At 66.0% G+C, this 21,996-nt stretch carries 20 protein-coding genes; 12 read left to right on the top strand and 8 right to left on the bottom strand.

Going from position 1 to position 21,996, the window contains the following annotated elements; all coding sequences use genetic code 11:
• Positions 1–21 precede the first annotated feature (21 nt).
• Genes CH249_RS22050 through CH249_RS22040 form a run of 3 tightly spaced genes read right to left on the bottom strand, consistent with a single transcriptional unit; the run spans position 22 to position 2,945 of the window.
• Positions 22–963 (bottom strand): Ku protein, encoded by a 942-nt coding sequence (locus CH249_RS22050; protein WP_094630011.1) that lies wholly within the window; start codon positions 961–963, stop codon positions 22–24.
• A 51-nt stretch (positions 964–1,014) separates the two neighbouring features.
• Positions 1,015–2,160, bottom strand: coding sequence for a lycopene cyclase family protein (locus tag CH249_RS22045; RefSeq protein ID WP_094682794.1), 1,146 nt, complete (start codon positions 2,158–2,160; stop codon positions 1,015–1,017).
• On the bottom strand, positions 2,157–2,945 hold the full coding sequence (locus tag CH249_RS22040) for an SDR family oxidoreductase (protein ID WP_094682793.1): 789 nt from the start codon (positions 2,943–2,945) through the stop codon (positions 2,157–2,159). Before CH249_RS22040 ends, CH249_RS22045 begins: the two co-directional genes overlap by 4 nt.
• 150 nt (positions 2,946–3,095) lie before the next feature.
• Here CH249_RS22040 and CH249_RS22035 point away from each other — a divergent pair, with 150 nt between their 5' ends.
• Entirely contained in the window at positions 3,096–4,727 is a 1,632-nt protein-coding gene (locus CH249_RS22035; RefSeq protein ID WP_032398030.1) for an ABC-F family ATP-binding cassette domain-containing protein, read from the top strand.
• 6 nt (positions 4,728–4,733) lie between these two features.
• Here the strand turns inward: CH249_RS22035 and CH249_RS22030 are convergent, their stop codons facing one another.
• The gene (locus CH249_RS22030) at positions 4,734–5,300 is read right to left on the bottom strand and encodes a TetR/AcrR family transcriptional regulator (RefSeq protein WP_032398031.1); all 567 of its coding nucleotides are present in this window, start codon (positions 5,298–5,300) and stop codon (positions 4,734–4,736) included.
• 113 nt (positions 5,301–5,413) lie between these two features.
• Positions 5,414–8,224 (bottom strand): aconitate hydratase, encoded by a 2,811-nt coding sequence (locus tag CH249_RS22025; RefSeq protein WP_032398032.1) that lies wholly within the window; start codon positions 8,222–8,224, stop codon positions 5,414–5,416.
• Between the two features lie 348 nt (positions 8,225–8,572).
• Between CH249_RS22025 and CH249_RS22020 the strand changes: the two genes are divergently transcribed.
• From CH249_RS22020 to CH249_RS21985, 8 genes are all read left to right on the top strand, one after another.
• Positions 8,573–9,115, top strand: a complete 543-nt coding sequence (locus CH249_RS22020; protein ID WP_032398033.1) for a DUF6676 family protein — start codon at positions 8,573–8,575, stop codon at positions 9,113–9,115.
• A 439-nt stretch (positions 9,116–9,554) separates the two neighbouring features.
• Positions 9,555–11,075, top strand: a complete 1,521-nt coding sequence (locus tag CH249_RS22015; RefSeq protein WP_094699027.1) for an NlpC/P60 family protein — start codon at positions 9,555–9,557, stop codon at positions 11,073–11,075.
• Between the two features lie 290 nt (positions 11,076–11,365).
• On the top strand, positions 11,366–12,613 hold the full coding sequence (locus tag CH249_RS22010) for a MoxR family ATPase (protein WP_094657285.1): 1,248 nt from the start codon (positions 11,366–11,368) through the stop codon (positions 12,611–12,613).
• Positions 12,610–13,599, top strand: coding sequence for a DUF58 domain-containing protein (locus tag CH249_RS22005; protein WP_032398034.1), 990 nt, complete (start codon positions 12,610–12,612; stop codon positions 13,597–13,599). The genes CH249_RS22010 and CH249_RS22005 overlap by 4 nt, the downstream gene beginning before the upstream one ends.
• The gene (locus tag CH249_RS22000) at positions 13,596–14,588 is read left to right on the top strand and encodes a VWA domain-containing protein (protein WP_094647933.1); all 993 of its coding nucleotides are present in this window, start codon (positions 13,596–13,598) and stop codon (positions 14,586–14,588) included. Before CH249_RS22005 ends, CH249_RS22000 begins: the two co-directional genes overlap by 4 nt.
• A gap of 66 nt (positions 14,589–14,654) precedes the next feature.
• A complete protein-coding gene (gene fabG1, locus CH249_RS21995; RefSeq protein ID WP_094630006.1) occupies positions 14,655–15,377 on the top strand; it encodes a 3-oxoacyl-ACP reductase FabG1 in 723 nt (240 codons plus the stop codon).
• 73 nt (positions 15,378–15,450) lie between these two features.
• Positions 15,451–16,275 carry an NADH-dependent enoyl-ACP reductase InhA gene (inhA, locus tag CH249_RS21990; RefSeq protein WP_032398037.1) on the top strand — a complete coding sequence of 275 codons (825 nt, stop codon included), beginning with the start codon at positions 15,451–15,453 and terminating at the stop codon, positions 16,273–16,275.
• A 100-nt stretch (positions 16,276–16,375) separates the two neighbouring features.
• A complete protein-coding gene (locus tag CH249_RS21985) occupies positions 16,376–17,452 on the top strand; it encodes a ferrochelatase (RefSeq protein ID WP_094648011.1) in 1,077 nt (358 codons plus the stop codon).
• Between the two features lie 34 nt (positions 17,453–17,486).
• Here CH249_RS21985 and CH249_RS21980 read toward each other — a convergent pair whose 3' ends face one another.
• Positions 17,487–18,314 carry a hypothetical protein gene (locus tag CH249_RS21980; RefSeq protein ID WP_179273200.1) on the bottom strand — a complete coding sequence of 276 codons (828 nt, stop codon included), beginning with the start codon at positions 18,312–18,314 and terminating at the stop codon, positions 17,487–17,489.
• Positions 18,315–18,390: 76 nt separating this feature from the next.
• On the opposite strand from CH249_RS21980, the gene CH249_RS21975 reads away from it, so the two are divergent.
• The 3 genes from CH249_RS21975 to CH249_RS21965 are packed head-to-tail and all read left to right on the top strand — an operon-like array spanning position 18,391 to position 20,875.
• Positions 18,391–19,200, top strand: a complete 810-nt coding sequence (locus CH249_RS21975; protein ID WP_094682923.1) for a DUF3097 domain-containing protein — start codon at positions 18,391–18,393, stop codon at positions 19,198–19,200.
• Between the two features lie 54 nt (positions 19,201–19,254).
• Positions 19,255–19,686 carry an NfeD family protein gene (locus CH249_RS21970; protein WP_032398457.1) on the top strand — a complete coding sequence of 144 codons (432 nt, stop codon included), beginning with the start codon at positions 19,255–19,257 and terminating at the stop codon, positions 19,684–19,686.
• 4 nt (positions 19,687–19,690) lie between these two features.
• Positions 19,691–20,875, top strand: coding sequence for an SPFH domain-containing protein (locus tag CH249_RS21965; protein WP_032398040.1), 1,185 nt, complete (start codon positions 19,691–19,693; stop codon positions 20,873–20,875).
• 13 nt (positions 20,876–20,888) lie between these two features.
• Here CH249_RS21965 and CH249_RS21960 read toward each other — a convergent pair whose 3' ends face one another.
• Together CH249_RS21960 and CH249_RS21955 are read right to left on the bottom strand one after the other, a co-directional pair.
• Positions 20,889–21,398, bottom strand: a complete 510-nt coding sequence (locus CH249_RS21960; protein ID WP_094682791.1) for a hypothetical protein — start codon at positions 21,396–21,398, stop codon at positions 20,889–20,891.
• Positions 21,395–21,994 (bottom strand): hypothetical protein, encoded by a 600-nt coding sequence (locus tag CH249_RS21955; protein WP_094682790.1) that lies wholly within the window; start codon positions 21,992–21,994, stop codon positions 21,395–21,397. Before CH249_RS21955 ends, CH249_RS21960 begins: the two co-directional genes overlap by 4 nt.
• Between the last annotated feature and the right edge of the window lie 2 nt (positions 21,995–21,996).

Raw genomic sequence — 21,996 nt, 5'->3', positions numbered from 1 at the left:
CGTACGGCCGAGTCGGCCCCCTCACGCACCCTTGGCTTCGTCGGCTTTGGAGTCGGCGGTCTTGGCGGGGGTCGACTTCTTCGCTGCCGTCTTCTTGGCGGCCGCCTTCTTCGCCGGGGCTTTCTTCGCGGGTGTCTTCTTCGCCGAAGCGGATGTGGAGGACCCCGACTTCGTGTTCTTGCCTGCCGCCTCGACGCTGCGTTGCAAAGCCGCCACGAGATCGACGACCTCGGCATCCTCTCCGTCGTCGTCCTTCTCCGTCTCGGTGTGGATGACCTTCTCACCGCCGTTGGCGAGCGTCTCGTCGATCAGCTTGCGCAGTTCGATCTGGTAGTCGTCGGTGTACTCGGTGGGATCGAATTCCGAGGACATGCTTTCGACCAGGGACGTCGCCATCTTCACTTCCTGCGGGCGCGCGGACGGCGCGTCTTCGAGCGAAGGAAACTCTGCGGCCCTGACTTCGTCCGGCCACAGCAGTGTCTGGATCACAAGTACGTCGTCGCGCACGCGTAGTGCGGCCAGGCGGGTCTTCTGTCGCAGAGTGAAATGCACAAGCGCGGTGCGTTCGGTTTCCTCCAGCGTCTCCCGAAGCAGCACGTAGGCCTTGGGTGACGCGGAGTCCGGCTCGAGGAAGTAACTCTTGTCGTAGAGGATCGGATCGATCTGCTCGGTCGGCACGAATTCGAGAACCGGAATTTCGTGCTTCTCCGCCGCAGGCAGCTTGTCGAAGTCGTCGTCGGTGAGAATGACGCGTTCCCCGTCGGGGGAGTCGTACGCCTTGTCGATATCGGCGAACTGCACCGACTTGCCGCATTCCTGACAGATGCGGTCGTACTTGATGCGCCCGCCGTCCTTCGCGTGCACTTGATGAAACCGAATGTCGTGCTGCTCGGTGGCCGAGTAGACCTTCACCGGAACATTGACCAGTCCGAAGGCGATCGAGCCCTTCCAAATGCTGCGCATCTGTCCATGATCGCCGACCGGGCGCCCGCGTGTCGACCGTTGGCGGGAAACTCAGCCGCGGCCCGGAGTGCGCACTATCGTGCGCGCGATCGCGAGCCTGGCCGATCCCGGGAGCGTCGGAAACATCTTCAGCATCGCGGTCATCGTTCCGAGGGCGTCGTCGTACCCGGACAGGTACGAGCGCTGCAGTTCGACCGGGAGCGAGAAGAAGCTGGAGAAGAACTGGGGGACCATCTCGGGTTCGAGAGCCAGTGCCGTGCGCAGCCCGAGGTTGCGAAGCTTCTGAACCGTCCAGACGTGCACCGGGCGCATCGGGCGCGAACGTCCACCGTCTCGGAATCTCTCGACGAGGTGATCCGCCGTCGCCAGCGACGCCGCAACGCTGTACCCCGTGGCGGGATGCATCAGATTGGAGCGGGAACCGAAGAGCACCGGTCCGCCTCGCCCGGTGTGCAGCCGCGACCGAGGCGGCGGTTCGACCGAGAACCGCACTCGCTCGACGTCCTCGTCGCCGGTCGGTTCCAGGTTCCGACGGGTGAGCCGGTGGTGCAGCCGCGATCGAAGCAGTGCGAGGTCCAGCGGTGGCCGGCCGACCAGACACGTCTCCTCGAGCAGGATCCGATCCTCGTCGAGCGCCACGGCGTAGAGAAAACTCGGGGCCTCACCGGGCCGAGCTCCGTTGTCGGTGCGCCAGTCCATGAACCAGGCGTCGGATCCTTCGAGGATCGGCTCGGCGCGGTCCCGGTCGACGACGATGCCGTACGCCGTCTGTTGTGCGAGGTCCCGCGAATCGAGCGTGCCGCGGGCGTCTACGACGTGACGAGCGTCGACGATGGTGCCGTCGGCGGTCGTCACCCGGGAACCGGTGACGTCGACGGCTGTCCCCGCCAGCACTCGGACGCGGTCGAGGGACAGGGTCGCTTGCAGGCCAGGTGTGTCCAGCACGCAGTACGTCCGGTCGATGATCCGATGACGGTCGGTCCATACCGCCGGCTTCTGCGCAGTCGAGGCGACGGCGGTCGGAGGCAACCACGACGGCAACTCGTCGGCCCAGGCGGAATACGTCGGTGTCCAGGTGCGCGACGGGTGTGGATCGAGTGCAAGCACATCGAGTCCGGCCTCGGCGCACCGATGGGCGACGGCCCGCCCCGCGGGACCGAGTCCGACCACCGCGACGTCGGCCGAGAAATCGTTCACATTCCGCCGGTGGCGAGCAAACCACCGTCCACGCGCACGGTCTCGCCCGTGATCCAGGAGGACGCGTCCGACACCAGGAAGGCCACCAGGGCCGCTACGTCCTCAGGATTGCCGAGACGCTTCATCGGATAGCCGGCCGCTGCCGCGTCTTCGCCGTTGGCGACGAGAGCCTCGGCGAATTTCGTCTTCACCACGCCCGGAGCCACCGCATTGACGCGAATCTTCGGACCGAGCTGCCAGGCGAGCTCCTCGGTGAGGCGGATCAGAGCCGCTTTGGATGCGCCGTACGCGGCGATCACGCCGGTGGAGCGGATGCCGGCCACGCTGGCGACGTTGACGATCGCGCCGCCGTGCTCGCCCATCCAGGCATGGAACGCCTGCTGGACGAATCCGAGGGTACCCACGACGTTCGTGTCGAAGATCTTGCTCACGCCCGCCAGGTCGGCGTCGATGAGTGAGCCGTAGACGGGGTTGATGCCGGTGTTGTTGACCAGGATGTCCAGTGAACCGAAGGTCTCCACGGTGCTCGCGACCGCGTTGCGTCGGTGCTCCGGGTCGCCCGCATTACCGTCGATCGCGAGCACGGAATCGCCGAGTTCCGCTGCCGCCGCAACGAGAGGTTCGCGCTTGCGAGCGGTGATGGCGACGTTCGCGCCGCGGGCGAGCAGTTCCGCGGCGATGGCCCTGCCGATGCCTCGGCTGCCGCCGGTGACGAGTGCGGTGCGCCCGGCGAGATCGGGGGTCGGCGCGCTGGAAGAGCTGACTGTTTCGGAGGCGTCGGTCATCGATCAGACGTTACCGGTGTCACCGTCGTTCCTGGGTGAGGGCACGTGAATGCTGAGCTAAAATGGGGGTTTGCTGTGCTGTTCGGCGGCATGGTTCGCCCGTCGGTCGACGGGCGACGATCTTGTTCGGCAATCGCTAGGAGCTCACGCGTGATCACCGCCACCGACCTGGAAGTTCGTGCCGGTGTGCGGACCCTTCTGTCCACCGAGGGGCCCGCGCTCCGGGTACAGGCGGGCGACCGCATCGGGTTGGTCGGTCGCAATGGTGCAGGAAAGACCACCACGTTGCGCATCCTGGCGGGCGAAGGCGAGCCCTACGCGGGCGAGGTCGTGCGCACCGGCGAACTCGGTTACCTGCCGCAGGATCCCAAAGAAGGCGACCTCGACGTGCTGGCCAAGGATCGCGTGCTCTCGGCCCGTGGGCTGGACACCCTCCTGCACAAGATGGAGAAGCAGCAAGCGCTGATGGCCGAGGTCGCCGACGAGGCGCTGCTCGACAAAGCCGTCCGTAAATACGGCGAACTCGAAGAGCGTTTCGCCTCCCTCGGCGGTTACGAAGCCGAGAGCGAAGCGGCCCGCATCTGCAACAGCCTCGGCCTGGCCGACCGCATCCTCGGCCAACCGCTACGGACCCTGTCCGGTGGACAGCGTCGACGCGTCGAGCTGGCTCGCATTCTGTTCGCCGCGTCCGACGGCAGTGGTGGACGATCGAACACCACCTTGCTGCTCGACGAGCCGACCAACCACCTCGACGCCGATTCCATCACCTGGCTGCGCGGATTCCTCCAGAACCACGAGGGCGGACTCATCGTGATCAGCCACGACGTCGAACTGCTCGGAGACGTGGTGAACAGGGTGTGGTTCCTCGACGCCGTCCGCGGCGAAGCCGACATCTACAACATGAACTGGAAGAAGTACCTCGACGCCCGCGCCACGGACGAGCAGCGTCGCCGTCGTGAGCGCGCCAACGCGGAGAAGAAAGCCGGGGCACTGCGCGTGCAGGCCGCCAAGATGGGGGCCAAGGCGACGAAAGCCGTTGCAGCACAGAACATGGCGAAGCGCGCCGACAAGCTGCTCGCCAACCTCGATGCCGAACGGGTGTCCGACAAGGTGGCGCACATTCGTTTCCCCGAGCCGGCACCGTGCGGCAAGACGCCGCTGATGGCGAAGAACCTGACCAAGATGTACGGATCGCTGGAGATCTTCGCCGGCGTCGACCTCGCCATCGACCGGGGCAGCCGTGTCGTAGTGCTCGGGCTCAACGGTGCAGGCAAGACGACGCTGCTGCGGATCCTCGCCGGAACCGAGAAGGCGGATACCGGTGAGATCGAACCCGGCCACGGCATGCGCGTCGGATACTTCGCGCAGGAACACGACACTCTCGACGACCACGCGTCGGTCTGGGAGAACATCCGGCACGCGGCACCCGACACCGGCGAACAGGAACTGCGGTCGCTGCTCGGAGCCTTCATGTTCACCGGGCCCCAGCTCGACCAGCCGGCAGGAACACTGTCCGGTGGCGAGAAGACCCGTTTGGCTCTCGCCGGGTTGGTGTCCTCCGCGGCGAACGTTCTCCTGCTCGACGAACCGACCAACAACCTCGACCCGATCTCCCGTGAGCAGGTGCTCGACGCGCTCCGCAGCTACAAGGGCGCGGTCGTATTGGTGACCCACGATCCCGGTGCCGCCGAAGCGCTGTCACCCGAACGAGTGATTCTGCTTCCCGACGGCACCGAGGACCACTGGTCGCAGGAATACCTGGAACTGATCCAGCTCGCGTAACGGTGCTCAGTCCTGCCTGCGGACCGACTCCTCGACCAGGTCCAGGATCGCGGCGAGGTTCGAGCCGCCGTGGCCGGACGCAATGCGAGCCACCAGGCCGTCGAGCACGAGATCGAGGTAGTCGGCGAGGACGTCGTTGGGTACGTCGTCGCGCAGTCGTCCTGCGGTCTTCTGACGCTCGAGTCGTCCGAGTGTGGCGTCGGTCAGCTCGGCCGACCTCTCGGCCCAGCTGGACCGGAAGTCCGCGTCCGTGCGCAATCGTCGGGTGATCTCGAGCCGCGTGCCGAGCCATTCGAATTGTTCGGGTTGCGCCAGCATGTCTCGCATCACCTGCACCAGACCCTGGGTGGCCGCGACCTCGGCCATGCGTCGGGCATCTTCCTGAGCCAGCGCGAGGAAGAGCCCGTCCTTGTCCTTGAAGTGGTGGAATATGGCTCCGCGCGACAGGCCGGTGGCTTCTTCGAGACGCCGTACTGTCGCGCCCTCGTAACCGAACTCGCCGAAGCACTTACGCGCGCCGTCGAGAATCTCGCTTCGACGGGCGGCCAGGTGGTCTTCGCTGACCTTGGGCACGTGTGGGTTTCCTACTTTCGATGAGGGCCTCGACCGAGACGGCGATGGGCCCGGAAACACGTTGTCGGTTCCGGGCCCATCGCCGTTCGAGGCGTACGTCAGACGACGCGCACTCAGCCTCTGATCATGTTGCGCAGCACGTACTGCAGGATGCCGCCGTTGCGGTAGTAGTCCGCTTCACCCGGGGTGTCGATGCGAACCACTGCCTCGAATTCGACCTTCGAGCCGTCTTCCTTGGTGGCGATGACGGTCATCGTCTTCGGGGTGGTGCCCTCGTTCAGCTTCGCGACTCCGACGATGTCGAAGGTCTCGGTGCCGTCCAGTTTGAGCGACGACGCGCTCTCACCGGCCGGGAACTGCAGGGGAACGACGCCCATGCCGATGAGGTTGGAGCGGTGGATGCGCTCGAACGACTCGGTGATGACGGCCTTGACGCCCAGGAGCGAGGTGCCCTTGGCGGCCCAGTCACGTGAGGAGCCGCTGCCGTACTCCTTGCCGCCCAGCACGACCAGCGGGATGCCGGCCTTCTGGTAGTTCTGCGACGCGTCGTAGATGAAGGACTGCGGTCCGCCGTCCTGCGTGAAGTCGCGGGTGTAGCCACCCGAGACGTCGTCGAGGAGCTGGTTCTTCAGGCGGATGTTCGCGAACGTTCCGCGAATCATGACCTCGTGGTTTCCGCGGCGCGAACCGAGCGAGTTGTAGTCCTTGCGCTCGACGCCGTGCGAATCCAGGTACTGCGCGGCAGGTGTACCCGCCTTGATGGGACCGGCCGGGCTGATGTGGTCGGTGGTGACCGAATCGCCGAGCAGCGCCAGCACGCGTGCACCCTTGATGTCCTCGACGGGAGCCGGGTCCATCGTCATGCCGTCGAAGTACGGAGGCTTGCGCACGTACGTCGACTTGGGATCCCACTCGAACGTGTCGCCCTCGGGGGTCGACAGGTTCTGCCAGCGGCTGTCGCCGGCGAAGATGGTCTCGTAGGACTTGCTGAACATGTCCCGGCTGATCGAGGACTGGATGGTCTCCTCGATCTCCTGCGAGGACGGCCAGATGTCCTTGAGGAACACCGGATTGCCCTCGTGATCCTCGCCGAGAGCGTCGGTCTCGAAGTCGAAGTCCATCGTGCCCGCCAGGCCGTAGGCGATGACCAGCGGCGGCGAAGCCAGGTAGTTCATCTTCACGTCGGGGGAGATGCGGCCTTCGAAGTTGCGGTTGCCCGACAGGACTGCGGTGACCGAGAGGTCGTTGTCGTTGATCGCCTTCGAGATCGGCTCGAGCAGCGGACCGGTGTTACCGATGCACGTGGTGCAGCCGTAACCACCGAGGTAGTAGCCGAGCTTCTCGAGGTACGGCCACAGGCCGGCCTTCTCGTAGTAGTCGGTGACGACCTGCGAACCGGGTGCCATGTTGGTCTTGACCCACGGCTTGGTGGACAACCCCTTCTCGACGGCATTGCGGGCGAGCAGTGCTGCGCCGAGCATGACCGACGGGTTCGAGGTGTTGGTGCACGAGGTGATGCCTGCGACGACGACGGCACCGTGGTCGAGGACGAATTCGCCGGCCTCGTCGGTGGTGACCCGAATCGGCTTGCTCGGGCGGCCCTCGGAACCGTATGCGGCAGAACGTACGTCGACGGAGTCCTCTTCGGCGAAGCTCAGCGAAGCGGAATCACTGGCCGGGAACGACTCGTCGAGTGCCTCGTCGAGCTTGCTGTCACCCTCGTGCGCCGGGTGGTTCTCCTCGACGTAGTTGTGGATGTCCTTGCGGAAGGCAACCTTGGACTCGGACAACAGGATTCGGTCCTGCGGGCGCTTCGGTCCTGCGATGGACGGAACGACCGTGTTGAGGTCGAGTTCGATGTACTCGGAGTACACGGCCTCGTTCTTCGGGTCGTGCCACATGCCCTGTTCCTTGGCGTACGCCTCGACGAGCGCGAGCTGCTCGTCGCTGCGGCCGGTGAGGCGCAGGTAGTTGATGGTTTCCTCGTCGATCGGGAAGATCGCTGCGGTGGAACCGAACTCGGGGCTCATGTTGCCCAGGGTGGCGCGGTTCGCGAGCGGAACCTCGGCCACGCCCTCGCCGTAGAACTCGACGAACTTGCCGACGACGCCGTGCTTACGCAGCATCTCGGTCGCGGTCAGGACCACGTCGGTCGCGGTGACGCCGGGCTGGATCTCACCGGAGAGCTTGAAACCGACGACGCGGGGGATCAGCATCGAGACGGGCTGGCCGAGCATGGCCGCCTCGGCTTCGATACCGCCGACGCCCCAGCCCAACACACCGAGGCCGTTGACCATCGTGGTGTGCGAGTCGGTGCCGACGCAGGTGTCGGGGTAGGCCTGGCCCTTGCGGGTCATGATCGTCGGTGCGAGGTATTCGATGTTGACCTGGTGCACGATGCCCATGCCCGGAGGGACGACCTTGAAGTCGTCGAACGCGCCCTGTCCCCAACGCAGGAACTGGTAGCGCTCACCGTTGCGCTCGTACTCGAGGTCGACGTTGCGCTCGAGAGCATCGGCGCGGCCGAAGACGTCGAGGATGACCGAGTGGTCGATGACCATGTCGGCGGGGGAGAGGGGGTTGACCTTGTTCGGGTCGCCGCCCAGGGTGGTGACGGCTTCACGCATCGTGGCGAGGTCGACGATGCAGGGAACGCCGGTGAAGTCCTGCATGATGACGCGTGCAGGGGTGAACTGGATCTCGAAGCTCGGTTCCGCGGACGGATCCCACGAGGCGATCGAACGAATGTGGTCGGCGGTGATGTTTGCACCGTCCTCGGTGCGAAGGAGGTTCTCCGCGAGGACCTTCAGTGCGTAGGGCAACTTCTCGGCACCGGGCAAGGCCGACAGTCGGAAGATCTCGTACGAGTTCTCTCCGACTTCGAGGGTGCCCTTTGCACCGAATGAATCTTTACTTGCGGTCACTTCAGCTCCACTCGTCTATGAGGCACACCGCCGACGGGGCTGTGTCGACGGTTGAAGCGAGGCGCCGACTGCGGGCCTCGGCCTCGAATCTCGGTAGCGAGAGTTCGGGGCGGACGCACGGTCGGTGTCTCGATGGAAGTCTAACAGTACGCTTGTCCTGTGAAAACCTGCGGTCGGGTCCTCGGTGGGTCTGGAGGCACCGAACCACACGACGATCCTCACGCAGTGCTCCCGGCTGCGCAATGAAGGGCGACCTCAGTAGTGAAGCCGGACCTGCGGGGCAACCAGGTTCGCACGTGGCGGTGACGTAGGGTTCGAGCCGACTGGTTCCTACCGACTGGACGAGAGATGCCTGAGCCGATTCACGCCGTTTCCCCACTTGCCACCGATATACCGGCAGGTCTGGACGTCGACAGCATCGTCGCCACGGTCCGCGAGTCCGGCGTCAGTGCCCCCGCCGACGAGGAAGCCGGTTTGTCCGCGGCCGTCGCGCGCGCCGAGGACCACGGCATCGATCTGAGCATCGTCATCGTGCCGACCGAACCTCGCCACGACTCGCAACTTCGAGACCTCGCAACCGCTGTCGGAGCACGCGAGGGCGGGACTGTTCTCGTGCTCAGCCCAGGGCAGGTGGGTACGTTCAGCGACTCGATCAGCCGGGTGACCCTCGAAGCAGGCCAGGACCGTACGTACACCGGGAACCACGTCGTGGCGGCCGACAACTTCGTCGACACCCTCGTCGAGGATCAGACGCCGTGGGGTCTGCTCACGGGCGGCCTGGTCGTCGTGGTCGCCGCGGTCGCGGCTCTGACCGCTGTCGTGAAGGTCCGCAGATATCGCTCGCGTTCGGAGTCGAACGACCGCGCGCACAGCGAGTCCGTCGCCGACTGAACACGCGCGTCGGAGTGTCGTTCGACCGACCGACGCTCGCCCCGTTCGACCCCGTCCCGATGGTGACCGTCGGGTCGTCCGAAAAAGTCGGAAAAATTGTTTTCGGTAAACCCCGAGTTCACGGCGTTGTGCCTGGTGAAATTACCAATGTGTCATTTGTGACTGGAGTTTCTTTAGGGTGCGAAGTGTCGTACGGTGCCATTGGCACTGCTGGGGAAGGAGTGTCGCAGAAGGCGGTTGTCATCCGTGGGGAACTCGGGAGGCCACTGCTTCGGGTGTGACTGACGTGGTTCGCACCTGTCGTATCGCTGCGTGTTTCTTTCCTGCCCGGCGAGAGCGCTCACCGTCACCTGCGATCGGGGTGGAGGACGGAGAGCTTCCCGACGGCACGACGGTTCGACGCGAACCCGAGTGAATGCCGGACCCGAGGGAGACATTTGTGAGCCGACGTCAAGTCCGCGGAACTCACCGCCGTGCACTCGTCCGTACCCGATTCGTGCTGGTAGGCGCAGGCCTCGTTCTCGCGTTGACGGCGACCCTTCCCGGGGTTGCCGCCGCGGTACCACCGCCACCGCCCAACCCCTCGGACACCGACATCGCCGCCGCGGGCAGCGCCGTCGATTCGAGCCTCGGCCGAGTCGGCCAACTGATCGACGCGATCGCCTCGGCCAACCAGCAGCTCGCCCAACTCGACGACGAGGTCGCGTCGAAGCGCGAAGGCGTCAACAAGGCCCTGGTCGATCTGCAGAATGCGCGCGACGCGGCCGACGTGGCCGCCGCGGTCGTCGGTGCCGCACAGCAGGCTCTCGCCGACGCAGGCACCCAGATCCAGGCGGCCCAGGCCAAGTTCGACGAGTTCGCCAAATCGAGCTACACCCAGGGCTCGGGCGTCGCCTCGATGGCGTCGTTCCTGGGATCCAGCGGACCGGACGACGTCCTGGACCGCGCCCAGGTCCTGAAGATTCTCTCCAACAGTCAGAACGCAGTACTCGACGGCCTACAGCGAGCCCGTACCGAGCAGGCGAACCGCGACTCGGCAGCGCGTGAGTCCAAGCAGCAAGCCGACGCCGCTGCCTCGGAAGCAGAGGCGAAGAAGGCGGAGGCCGAGCAGGCGATCGCCGATGCGCAGGCCGCGCTGCAGGCAGAGGCCGACCGGAAGGCCACGATCGAATCGGAGCGCGACTCGGCGCAGACCGAACTCGATGCCGCCCGCAGCAACGTCGCCGGTCTGCAAGACCAGCGAGCCGCATACGGCGACTGGGAGGCGCAGAAGGCGGCCGAGGACGCGGCCATTGCCGCCGCCACGGCCGCAGCGAAGGAAGCTGCTGTGCAGGCAGCTGCCCGAGTGTCGGCCAACCTGGCGGCGCAGCAACGCGCGGCCGCCATCGCCGAGGGCCAGCGTTCGCACGTGGACGTGGACGACGATTCGAGCGCGTCGACCGACTCGGACAGCTCGACCACGACCACGCCCACCACCCCCACCAAGCCCAAGACGCCCACCAAACCGAAGACCTCCACGACCCCGTCCGTCACCGGCAGCGCAGCTGTCGAGTTGGCGATCGACCGCGGAATGAGCCAGCTCGGTGTGCCGTACTCATGGGGCGGCGGCGACGAGAACGGACCGACCAAGGGCATCAGGGACGGCGGAGTCGCCGACAGCTACGGCGACTACAACAAGGTCGGCTTCGATTGCTCGGGGCTGATGATCTACGCCTTCGCAGGACTGGGTATCTCGCTACCGCACTACACCGGCTACCAATACACCGCCGGCAAGCAGGTGCCGTCCTCGGAGATGAAGCGCGGCGACATGATCTTCTACGGACCCAACGCGAGCCAACACGTCGCGCTCTACCTCGGCGACGGCAAGATGCTCGAAGCCCCGCAATCGGGTTCGGTGGTGAAGGTGTCCGACGTTCGCTACAGCGGAATGACGCCGTACGCCGTGCGCATGGTGTCCTGACCGCGATCCGCAGGCTCCACTCCGGCTACTCGAGTCGTTCCGCAGGCTCCACTCCGGCTTCTCGAGTCGTTCCGCAGGCTCCACTCCGGCTTCCCGTCGGGGGTGCCTTTCGGCGCACACACCGATCACCTGGAATAGTTGATTGCGGCGGTACGAAACGAGCCCGACGACGATCGACTGAAAGCGGTGAATTCTTGGTGACATCACGTGACGGCCGGATTTCGAACGACGAGGGGTCGACGCGAGTCGAGTCTGCGACTCCGAATCCACCGAGTGCGGAGCCGAAGCGGGTGGACAGTCCGGCCCTGGCCGAGGACGTCCAACTTCTCGAGAAGGCCGTGTACGAGGTCAAGCGCGTGATCGTCGGTCAGGACCGACTGGTGGAGCGCATTCTGGTGGGGTTGCTCGCACGCGGACACGTGTTGCTCGAGGGCGTCCCCGGTGTCGCCAAGACCCTCGCCGTCGAGACCTTCGCACGGGTGGTGGGTGGTTCGTTCTCACGAGTTCAGTTCACTCCCGACCTGGTGCCCACCGACCTCGTCGGCACCCGGATCTACCGTCAGGGCCGTGAGGAGTTCGACACCGAACTGGGACCCGTCGTGGCCAACTTCGTGCTGGCCGACGAGATCAACCGTGCACCGGCCAAGGTTCAGTCCGCACTGCTCGAGGTCATGGCGGAGCGGCACGTGACCATCGGCGGCAAGACGTTCCCGATGCCCGACCCGTTCCTGGTGATGGCCACGCAGAACCCCATCGAGAACGAGGGTGTGTACCCCCTTCCCGAAGCTCAGCGAGACAGGTTCCTGTTCAAGATCGTCGTCGACTACCCGACGGTCGAAGAGGAACGCGAGATCGTCTACCGCATGGGCATCAAGGCCCCCGAGCCCAAGCAGATCCTCGACCCGGCCGAGTTGGTTCGGCTGCAGAATCTGGCCAGCTCGGTGTTCGTGCACCACGCGCTCGTCGACTACGTGGTGCGGGTCATCGCCGCTACCCGAACGCCCGAGCAGTTCGGGATGGACGACGTGGCGAGCTGGATCGCCTACGGTGCATCGCCACGTGCGACACTCGGCATCATCGCGGCCTCCCGCGCACTGGCTCTGCTCCGTGGTCGCGACTACGTCGTTCCTCAGGACGTTCTCGAAGTCATTCCCGACGTGCTCCGGCACCGTCTCGTGCTCTCCTACGACGCTCTGGCCGACGAGGTGACCCCCGAGACGGTCATCTCCCGGGTGCTGCAGACCGTCGGTCTACCGCAGGTGTCGCCGCAGGCGGTACCGGTGCCGCAGAGCAACGGAGGGGGTCCGGCCGGGCAGCACTTCGACGGACGTCAGCCGCAGGGGCCCTACCCGCCGCAGGGGCAGTACCCGGCACCCGGTCAGTTTCCCGGCCAGGGCCAACCGCCTGCGCCCCAGCAGCCGGGTCCCCAGCAGCCAGGGCCCCAGAGCCATCCGCAAGCCGGGCAGTACGGCCAGCCCGCACCGTCTCTGCAGAAGCCGTCCGGTGACGGATCATCGATCGGTACGCCGGGGCAGTGAGCGGACCCGACACCGCCTCCGCGGGCCGAGCCGTCGTTTCCCGGCCACCGTCGTTCCGCTCGGGTGAGCTGCGTGATCCGAAGCTGGCCGCAGCGCTGCGGACCCTGGAACTGACCGTGCGTCGACGGCTGGACGGGGTGTTGCACGGTGACCATCTCGGATTGATACCCGGTCCGGGGTCCGAGCCGGGCGATGCCAGGGAGTACCAGCCGGGTGACGACGTTCGCCAGATGGACTGGTCGGTCACCGCGCGTACGACGCATCCGCACGTGCGGCAGTCCGTCGCCGACCGCGAGCTGGAGACCTGGCTCGTGGTCGATCTGTCGGCCAGCCTGGACTTCGGCACCACAGGGTGCGAGAAGCGCGACCTCGCGGTCGCGGCCTCGGCTGCCATCACGCATCTGTCCGGCGGTGGCGGAAATCGAATCGGCGCGGTGGTGGCAACAGGTTCGGACACCAACCGCATTCCGGCACGGGGCGGCCGCGTGCACACGCAGTCGATGCTTCGCGCCATTGCCACCACTCCTGCTGCAGCCGACGGTGTGCGCGGCGACCTGCGCGCGGCCATCGAAGCGTTGCGACGCCCCGAACGACGCCGTGGGATGGCAGTGGTGATCAGCGACTTTCTCGGGCCGATCGACTGGGAGCGCTCGCTCCGTGCCATCTCCGCGCGTCACGACGTCTTGGCCGTCGAGGTACTCGACCCACGTGATCTCGAACTGCCCGACGTCGGTGACGTCGTTCTCCACGATCCGGAATCCGGTCGTACTCGCGAATTCAGTACGACACCGCGGTTGCGGGCAGATTTTGCGCGCGCAGCCGCGGCACACCGCGACGACGTGGAGAAGGCGCTGCGGCGGTGCGGCGCACCTCGATTGACGCTCCGTACCGACGGTGACTGGATCGCCGACGTCGTACGGTTCGTGACCGCACGCAGGCACACCATCGGGGCCGGGTTCACCAACACCGCGCGGGCGCCGCGATGAGCCTGACCGATTTCGCCTCGCCGTGGTGGCTGGGCTTTCTCGTCGTCGTCGTCGCACTGACGGTCGGATACGTCTGGGTCCAGCGGCGCAAGCAGAAGCACGTACTGCGGTTCTCCAACATGGAACTGCTCGAGTCCGTCGCACCCGATCGGCCCAATCGGCTGCGGCACCTGCCGACGGCTCTCGTTCTGGTCGGCCTGATGTTCCTCACCGTCGCGTTGGCCGGCCCCACCGCCGATCAACGCGTGCCCCGGAACCGGGCAACGGTCATGCTGGTGATCGACGTGTCACTGTCCATGGAGGCCACGGACGTCGAGCCGACTCGGTTGGCCGCCGCGCAGGAAGCAGCGAAATCCTTCGCCGACGGTCTGACACCCGGCATCAATCTCGGACTGGTCGCGTTCGCCGGTACGGCCTCGGTTCTGGTCTCGCCAACGGCCAACCGCGAGGCCACCAAGTCCGCCATCGACAAGTTGCAGCTCAGCGAGCGAACGGCCACAGGCGAGGCGATCTTCACCTCGCTCCAGTCCATCGACACTCTCGGTGCCATCCTCGGCGGCGGCGACGCGGCACCGCCTGCGCGCATCGTGCTGCTCTCGGACGGTAAGCAGACCGTCCCGCAGAACCTCGACGACCCACGCGGCGGGTACACCGCGGCGCGTGCCGCCAAGGACAAGAACGTGCCCATTTCCACGATCTCGTTCGGCACCAGCTACGGCTCGGTCGAGATCGAGGACGAGAACGGCGTCGAACGCGTCCCCGTACCGGTCGACGATCCGTCGTTGCGAGAGATCGCGAACCTGTCCGGCGGCAGCTTCTTCTCCGCGTCGTCGCTCGAGGGTCTCCGAGACGTCTACGACACCCTCGAAGAACAGATCGGGTTCGAGATCACCCGCGGCGACGCGTCGCGTCCGTGGCTGATACTCGGTGTTCTCTGCATATCGGTCGGCCTCGGTTCGGCGTTGGTGATGCGGCAACGTCTGCCGTGATCTTTGTTCTTACTCACCAGTAAGTTTCGCTTTGTCATTCCAGGACGAACAGATAGGTTGCTAGGCATGTCCACACCTGACTTCATCGCGCGATCGGTACTCGTCACCGGAGGTAACCGAGGTATCGGTCTCGCCATTGCCCAGCGGCTCCTAGCCGACGGACACAAGGTGGCCGTCACCCACCGCGGCTCCGGCGCCCCCGACGGGCTGTTGGGAGTCGTCTGCGACGTCACCGACTCCGCCTCGGTGGACGCGGCCTTCAAGGAGGTCGAGGAGAAGCAGGGTCCGGTCGAGGTGCTCGTGGCCAACGCCGGAATCACCGACGACACGTTGCTGATGCGCATGACCGAGGAGCAGTTCCAGCGCGTGATCGACGCGAACCTGACCGGGGCCTTTCGGGTCGCCAAGCGCGCCAACCGTGCCATGCTGCGCGCGCGTTGGGGCCGGATGATCTTCCTGAGTTCGGTCGTGGCCATGGCCGGCGGACCGGGGCAGATCAACTATGCCGCCTCGAAAGCCGGTGTCATCGGCATGGCGAGGTCGATCACTCGTGAGCTCGGATCACGCTCGATCACCGCGAACGTGGTGTCCCCGGGATTCATCGAAACCGACATGACCGCAGAACTCTCCGACGAATTACGCGGCAAGGCCAAGGAATTCATCCCGCTTCAGCGTCTGGGGCAGCCCGAGGACGTCGCGGCGGTCGTGAGCTTCCTGGCCGGCCCCGACTCCTCCTACGTGTCCGGTGCCGTCATCCCCGTCGACGGCGGCATGGGCATGGGTCACTGAGAGCCGTTCTTGCACAGTATTTTTCAGTTCGACGTCATCGATTTCATCTTCGAAAGCTAAGGAACACAGCACTATGGGCGGATTGCTCGAAGGCAAGACCATTCTCGTCACCGGCATCATCACCGATGCCTCGATCGCGTTCCACGCCGCGGCCATGGCGCAGGAGCAGGGTGCCAAGGTGATCATCACCGGGTTCGATCGGCTCCGGCTCATCGACCGCATCGCACAGCGTCTACCCAAGGAGGTGCCGCCGGCGATCGAGCTCGACGCCACCAACGAGGAGCACCTGGCGGCGTTGGCCGACCGCGTTCGCGAGGTCGCGCCCGAAGGTATCGACGGGGTTCTGCACTCGATCGCATTCGCGCCCCGCACCCTGATGGGCCCCGACGCCAAGCCGTTCCTCGACGGCCCCGGCCCCGACGCCGCGAAGGCATTCGAGATCTCGGCGTGGAGCTACGCATCGCTTGCGCGTGCAGTTCTGCCGGTCATGAACGAGGGTGGCTCCATCGTCGGAATGGACTTCGATCCTCGTACGTCGATGCCGTACTACAACTGGATGGGCGTGGCCAAGGCTGCTCTCGAATCGGTCAACCGCTACGTGGCCCGGGAAGTGGGCGCCGCCAAGCGCATTCGCTCCAACCTCGTCGCTGCCGGCCCCATCAAGACCCTCGCCGCCAAGGCCATCGCGGGTACGGCCACGGACGACGCGGCAAAGATGAACCAGCTCAACGTCTACTGGGACGGTGCTGCCCCGATCGGTTGGGATGTCAACGACCCCACCGTCGTCGCCAAGTCCATTGTCGCGTTGCTCTCGGATTGGCTGCCCGGCACCACTGGATCCATCGTGTACGTCGACGGCGGAGCCAGCCACAACACGTACCTGCCCGAGAACATGTGATGCCGCGGTGGGCGCACCCGCACGTGCGCCCGCCGAGAGGTTTGGTTCGCCGATCGGACCCCCGCAGGGGCCGGTCGGCGACGGGGGCACAATGGAAAACATGACCACCCCTGGAGACTTCGACGCATTGTTGGTGCTCTCGTTCGGCGGGCCGGAACAGCCCGCCGACGTACGCCCGTTCCTGGAGAACGTCACTCGCGGTCGTGGAGTGCCGCCCGAGCGGCTCGACGCCGTCGTCGAGCACTACATGCACTTCGGCGGAGTCTCGCCGATCAACCGACTCAACAGAGACATCATCGAGGCGCTCCGCAGCGAATTCGATTCCGCCGGAGTCGATCTGCCGATCTATTTCGGAAACCGCAACTGGCATCCGATGATCGAGGACACCGTCGCGACCATGAAGTCGGACGGAATCAGGAACGCGCTCGTTTTCCCGACCTCCGCGTGGGGCGGATACTCCGGATGCAGGCAGTACCACGAGGACATCGCCCGGGCCCGCGCCGCCGTCGGTGACGATGCACCGCATCTGCTCAAGATCCGGCAGTACTACGACCACCCGCTGATGGTCGACGCGTTCGGCGACGCCGTCGCATCGGCGCGAGCCTCACTGCCCGAGCAGCACCGCGCCGGTGCACGTCTGGTGTTCACCGCACACTCCATCCCCTCGGCCGCCGACGCCAATGCGGGCCCGCCCCAGGACGGCGGTCACCTCTACAGCCGTCAGGTGGCCGAGGCATCGAGGCTCGTCGCAGCCGCGTCGGGCGTCGACGATTACGACCTGGTGTGGCAATCCCGCTCCGGCCCTCCGCAGGTGCCGTGGCTCGACCCCGACATCTGTGATCACCTCGAAGCGCTGTCGGAGAAGTCCGTCGACGCCGTCATCGTGTGTCCGATCGGATTCGTGTCCGACCACCTCGAGGTCGTGTGGGATCTGGACACCGAAGCGGAGGAGAAGGCCCGTGAACTGGGAATGGCCTTCGCCCGTGCAGGTACTCCCGGATCCGATGCGCGTTTTCCGCAGATGATTCGCGAGCTCGTGGACGAATACCGAGTCGGTGGACGGTGCCGCGGCCTCGGCAGTGTGCCCGGCTACGGTTCGACGCTGGACGGCAGTCGCTGCGCCGTCGGTTGTTGTGAGCAGCCCACCCGGCCCTCCAGGCCCGCAGCCACGTCGTGAACGCGTCCGCCCGGCACCTGCGTCCAACGGGGTGTCAGGCGGAGTGCATCGCCGCTTCGATGCTCGTCGCGACCGCAATGGTGCGCGCGGTGCGCACCGCAGCCCACAGCGGTCGAACGAGTTCTTCACGTGCCGCGGCTGCCGACGCGGTCGGTGCCTCCGACGGAGCAGATCCCGCCGCGACCGTCAGAATGGCGGCGACCCGATCTGCCGATTCGAGGACGCGGAACGCTCTGTCGGACATCTCTGCCGGGTAGCGATGCCGTGCCGCGTCGGCGATCAGTGCGGCGATACGGGTGCGCGGATCGGTGTCGAGGGTGCGGGTGGGTAGCGACTGCATCTGCGCGAGCGCGTCCGCTGCGCCGCGCACGGCCTCACGCATTTCGTACTCGGCCTCACCCAACCCCTGATCTCGATGACCGTGCTCGGGGACGACGATCGAGTACACGGTCCAGCGCAACACATCCGGTCCCTCCACGACGGGCACCACACCGATGCCGGCGTTGCCCGAGGTCCCGACGATCACGGCCTGCCCCGCGTTCAGGGCGGCACGCGAGAAATCCGTGTTCGCGGGCAGTCCAGTCACGGCGCCGGGGGCAGGCAGAACGAGTTTCACTCGATCGTCGCCGGCCTCGGGAGTCGACGCTGTTGCAGCCGCCCTGATCGCGTGCAGCAGGCCCGCGATTCCATCGGCGTAGCCGGGATGCTCGAGCCCGAAATTCACTGCCGCGTCCGCATCGCCTGCACCCACCAGATGCATCGGTGCCCACTCGTACATGGCGTCGATGACGTCGTCGGGCGAGCTGGCACCGGCCAGCCAGGAACCGGCCCACAGGGCGAGACTTGCGCTTGAGGAACACACGACTCACGAGCATAGGTCGGCGTGGCGAACCGTGCTCGGGACGCCGGTGTCGCTAGCGTTGGTCGCCGTGAACGACATGTACGGCGGAGACATTCTCAGAGGGCACAGTCGCATGCGCAAGGTTCCGGCACCGGAGGTGTCGGCCGAGCGCGGATTGGTCGTCGAAGATGCAGGCACCGGGTACTGCGGTGCCGTGGTCGGCTTCGAGCGCACCTACGACGGAGATTTCGTCCGGCTCGAGGACGGTGCCCGCACGACGCGGCTGTTCGCCCTGCGCGAGGGGGCGTTCCTGATCGACGGACGTCGGGTCACCCTGGTTCGGCCCAAGCCTGCGGCGGCTGCGGCGGCACCGACGCGCTCCGCATCCGGTTCGACCAAGGTCGAGGGCCTGCGCGCGCGCACCGCCCGCGCCAGTCGCATCTGGGTCGAGGGCGTGCACGACGCGGCCCTGGTGGAAAGTGTGTGGGGACACGATCTTCGGGTGGAGGGCGTGGTCGTCGAGCATCTGGAAGGTCTGGACAATCTGGGGGAGCGGTTGGCGGAATTCGGTCCCGGACCGGGCCGCCGTGTGGGAGTTCTGGTGGACCACTTGGTGACCGGTTCCAAGGAGTCGAAGTTGACGAGGTCGCTGGGCGAACACGTTCTGGTCACCGGTCATCCGTTCATCGACGTCTGGGAGGCGGTCAAGCCCGCTGCTGTCGGCATCGACGCTTGGCCGAAGATCCCGCGGGGTGAGGATTGGAAAACCGGAATCTGTCGAGAGTTGGGGTGGGGCAGTCCGCGGGAGGGGTGGCGTCGGGTGTATTCGTCGGTGTCGAGCTTCCGTGATCTCGAAGCACCGTTGATCGGAGCCGTCGAGCAATTGGTCGACTTCGTCACCGAGTAGGGCTGTGTCCAGCAACGCACCGGCAATTGTCCGATTCGTGCTTGGATGGAGGCTGTGGCAGCGATCATTTGGCTCATAGCGGCAGTGGTTCTCGCCGGTGCCGAGGCACTGACGGGCGACTTCTTTCTTCTCATGATCGCCGGCGGCGCGCTCGGCACCGCAGGCGTATCGGCTCTGACCGACTTCCCGGTGTGGGCCGATGCGATCGTCTTCGGCGTCCTGTCGCTGGCATTGGTGCTCGGTCTGAGACCGATACTGTTGCGTCGCTTCGCGACTCCGCCCGAAACCCCGATGGGGATGGCTGCGCTCACCGGCAAGAGTGCGATCGTTCTCGAGCAGGTCACTGCCCACGAAGGCCAGATCAAGCTCGGTGGGGAGGTGTGGACCGCTCGTCCACTCGACGAGACCGAGGTCTATGCCCCGGGTACCACCGTGACCGTGATGGAAATAGACGGCGCAACCGCCGTCGTATGGAAGGGACCGTAGCCACGTGGAAGCACTCATCGCACTGGCTGTCATCGTCGCATTCGTCGCGGTGTTGATGGCCAAGTCCATCTCGATCGTCCCGCAGGCCGAGGCCGCCGTGATCGAGCGGCTCGGCCGCTACACGCGCACCGTGTCCGGTCAGCTCACGTTTCTCGTGCCGTTCGTCGACCGCATCCGTGCCAAGGTCGACCTGCGTGAGCGAGTCGTGTCGTTTCCGCCGCAGCCGGTGATCACCAAGGACAACCTGACCGTGTCCATCGACACCGTCGTCTACTTCCAGGTCACCAACCCGCAATCGGCCGTGTACGAGATCAACAACTACATCGTCGGTGTCGAGCAGTTGACCACCACCACTCTGCGCAACGTCGTCGGTGGAATGACGCTGGAGGAAACTCTCACCTCGCGTGATTCGATCAACGGGCAGCTGCGGGTCGTACTGGACGAGGCCACCGGCCGTTGGGGCCTGCGCGTGGCCCGAGTCGAGCTCAAGAGCATCGACCCGCCGCCCTCGATCCAGGAGTCGATGGAGAAGCAGATGAAGGCCGATCGCGAGAAGCGAGCGACCATCCTCACCGCCGAAGGCCATCGCGAATCGGCGATCAAGACGGCCGAGGGAGACAAGCAGAGCCGGATTCTCGCGGCCGAGGGCGGCAAGCAGGCAGCCATCCTCACCGCCGAGGGCGAGCGCCAGTCCCGCATCCTGCGGGCGCAGGGTGACCGCGCCGCGAAGTACCTCGAAGCTCAGGGTCAGGCCAAGGCGATCGAGAAGGTGTTCGGCGCCATCAAGGCAGGCAAGCCGACGCCCGAGTTGCTCGCGTACCAGTACATGCAGACGCTGCCGCAGATGGCTCAGGGCGATGCGAACAAGGTCTGGATGATCCCGAGCGATTTCGGTGACGCTCTCAAGGGGTTCGCCAAGACACTCGGTGCGCCCGGCGAAGACGGTGTGTTCCGGTACGAGCCCAACGAGTCGGCCGGCAACGAGCCCAAGCCGGAGGACGATTCGGACGAGGTTGCCGAATGGTTCGAGACCAAGACCGATCCGGCGGTCGCCGAGGCGGTCAAGGCTGCAGAAGCGGTGGCGCGCAAGCCGGTCGACACGTCGCTGGCGTCCGCGCCCGAGCTGTCGAAGGGGTTCGACGTCGGTGCCCTGGCGGCGTCCCCGGAGGCGGAGCCGGAACAGCGTTGAGGGACGGCCCCGATCAGCTGATCAGGGCCGTGCCGACCCCGGCAGCGGCCAGAGCCCACAGGACGCTGGCGAAGGTGCCGATGATGAACTGTTCGGAGGCATGGGATTCGCGCAGTTCTGGATAGCGCGCGAGTCCCTTGACTGCCAGCACGATCGCGATGCCCTCCGGCCATCCGGCGAGAATCGACACGGCGACGGCCACGCGTTCGAGGACGCCTATGGTCAGTCCACCACGCAGCGGCTCGACCGGATCGTCTCCGGTCGAGTCGCTGCGTCGTCGTGCGATGCGAAACACGGTGGGTACCGCCGCCGTTCCACCCAGGGCTGCTGCGACGACGCTCAGGACGACTCCGACGGCATGGCCGAGACCGTAGGCCGGTCCGGCCACCCTGGCCAGGACTGCCGCTGCCACGAGAAGACTCGACGCGGCGACGGTGGGCAGCCATCGGCGAATCCCGGTGCCGGTGGGGACGATGGCGGCAATTGCGGTCAGTGCCAGTAGCACCAGGGTGGCAACGATCATGGCCTGTGGTTTCCCGTCGTGTTCGCGGTGTCGAGCAGTCGAGTCGCCAGGGTGCGACCTGCGTTCTCGACGTGCCAGCCGGCTACCGAGAGTCGTTGCGACATGGCTTGTTTGCTGATCTTCAACAGTTCGGCCGCCTCGGTTTGCGAGAACCCGCGGGCCATGAGTTCCACCGCTTCTCGCCCCTGGTCCGATCGTCTGATCACGAGCAGCGCAACCAGGGTCGATGCCGTCTCCGCGTCCTCGGCGGCAGCGTCGTCGGGACCGCTGACGGCGAGCGCAGCCGGGGCGTTCTTGGCTCGGGTCACGGCGTCTCTGGCTGCTTCGAATGCCGGTCCGCGTCCGGCGCGTGTCGTCTCGGGTAGCGGGAGTTCGACGGATCCGATGCCGATGCCGACGCTCCAGTGCGGGGTGGCGACCAGTTCGAGAGCGATCGAGACGACGGTAGCGGCGTCCTCGCAGACGGCTTGCACTTCGTCTCCTGCGGTGCGCTCGAAGGGCCGGATCAGTTCGTGGTCGCGATAGCGTTCGAGCAGTTCGGGCACGCGATCGATATCGCGTCTACTGCGGCGTTGGTCCACGGTCAGCACGAACATCG

This window comes from Rhodococcus sp. 05-2255-3B1, assembly GCF_002258545.1.
Taxonomy (GTDB): Bacteria; Actinomycetota; Actinomycetes; order Mycobacteriales; family Mycobacteriaceae; genus Rhodococcoides.
The sequence above is the reverse complement of the archived record's forward strand: the minus strand, read 5'-3'. Positions and strand labels throughout refer to the sequence as shown.

Coding starts and splice junctions, on each gene's coding strand:
- CH249_RS22040 (WP_094682793.1), bottom strand. CDS start 2,945: ATGACCGACGCCTCCGAAACAGTCAGCTCTTCCAGCGCGCCGACCCCC.
- CH249_RS21960 (WP_094682791.1), bottom strand. CDS start 21,398: ATGATCGTTGCCACCCTGGTGCTACTGGCACTGACCGCAATTGCCGCC.
- CH249_RS21955 (WP_094682790.1), bottom strand. CDS start 21,994: ATGTTCGTGCTGACCGTGGACCAACGCCGCAGTAGACGCGATATCGAT.
- CH249_RS22000 (WP_094647933.1), top strand. CDS start 13,596: ATGAGCCTGACCGATTTCGCCTCGCCGTGGTGGCTGGGCTTTCTCGTC.
- CH249_RS22050 (WP_094630011.1), bottom strand. CDS start 963: ATGCGCAGCATTTGGAAGGGCTCGATCGCCTTCGGACTGGTCAATGTT.
- CH249_RS22020 (WP_032398033.1), top strand. CDS start 8,573: ATGCCTGAGCCGATTCACGCCGTTTCCCCACTTGCCACCGATATACCG.
- fabG1 (WP_094630006.1), top strand. CDS start 14,655: ATGTCCACACCTGACTTCATCGCGCGATCGGTACTCGTCACCGGAGGT.
- inhA (WP_032398037.1), top strand. CDS start 15,451: ATGGGCGGATTGCTCGAAGGCAAGACCATTCTCGTCACCGGCATCATC.
- CH249_RS21985 (WP_094648011.1), top strand. CDS start 16,376: ATGACCACCCCTGGAGACTTCGACGCATTGTTGGTGCTCTCGTTCGGC.
- CH249_RS21975 (WP_094682923.1), top strand. CDS start 18,391: ATGTACGGCGGAGACATTCTCAGAGGGCACAGTCGCATGCGCAAGGTT.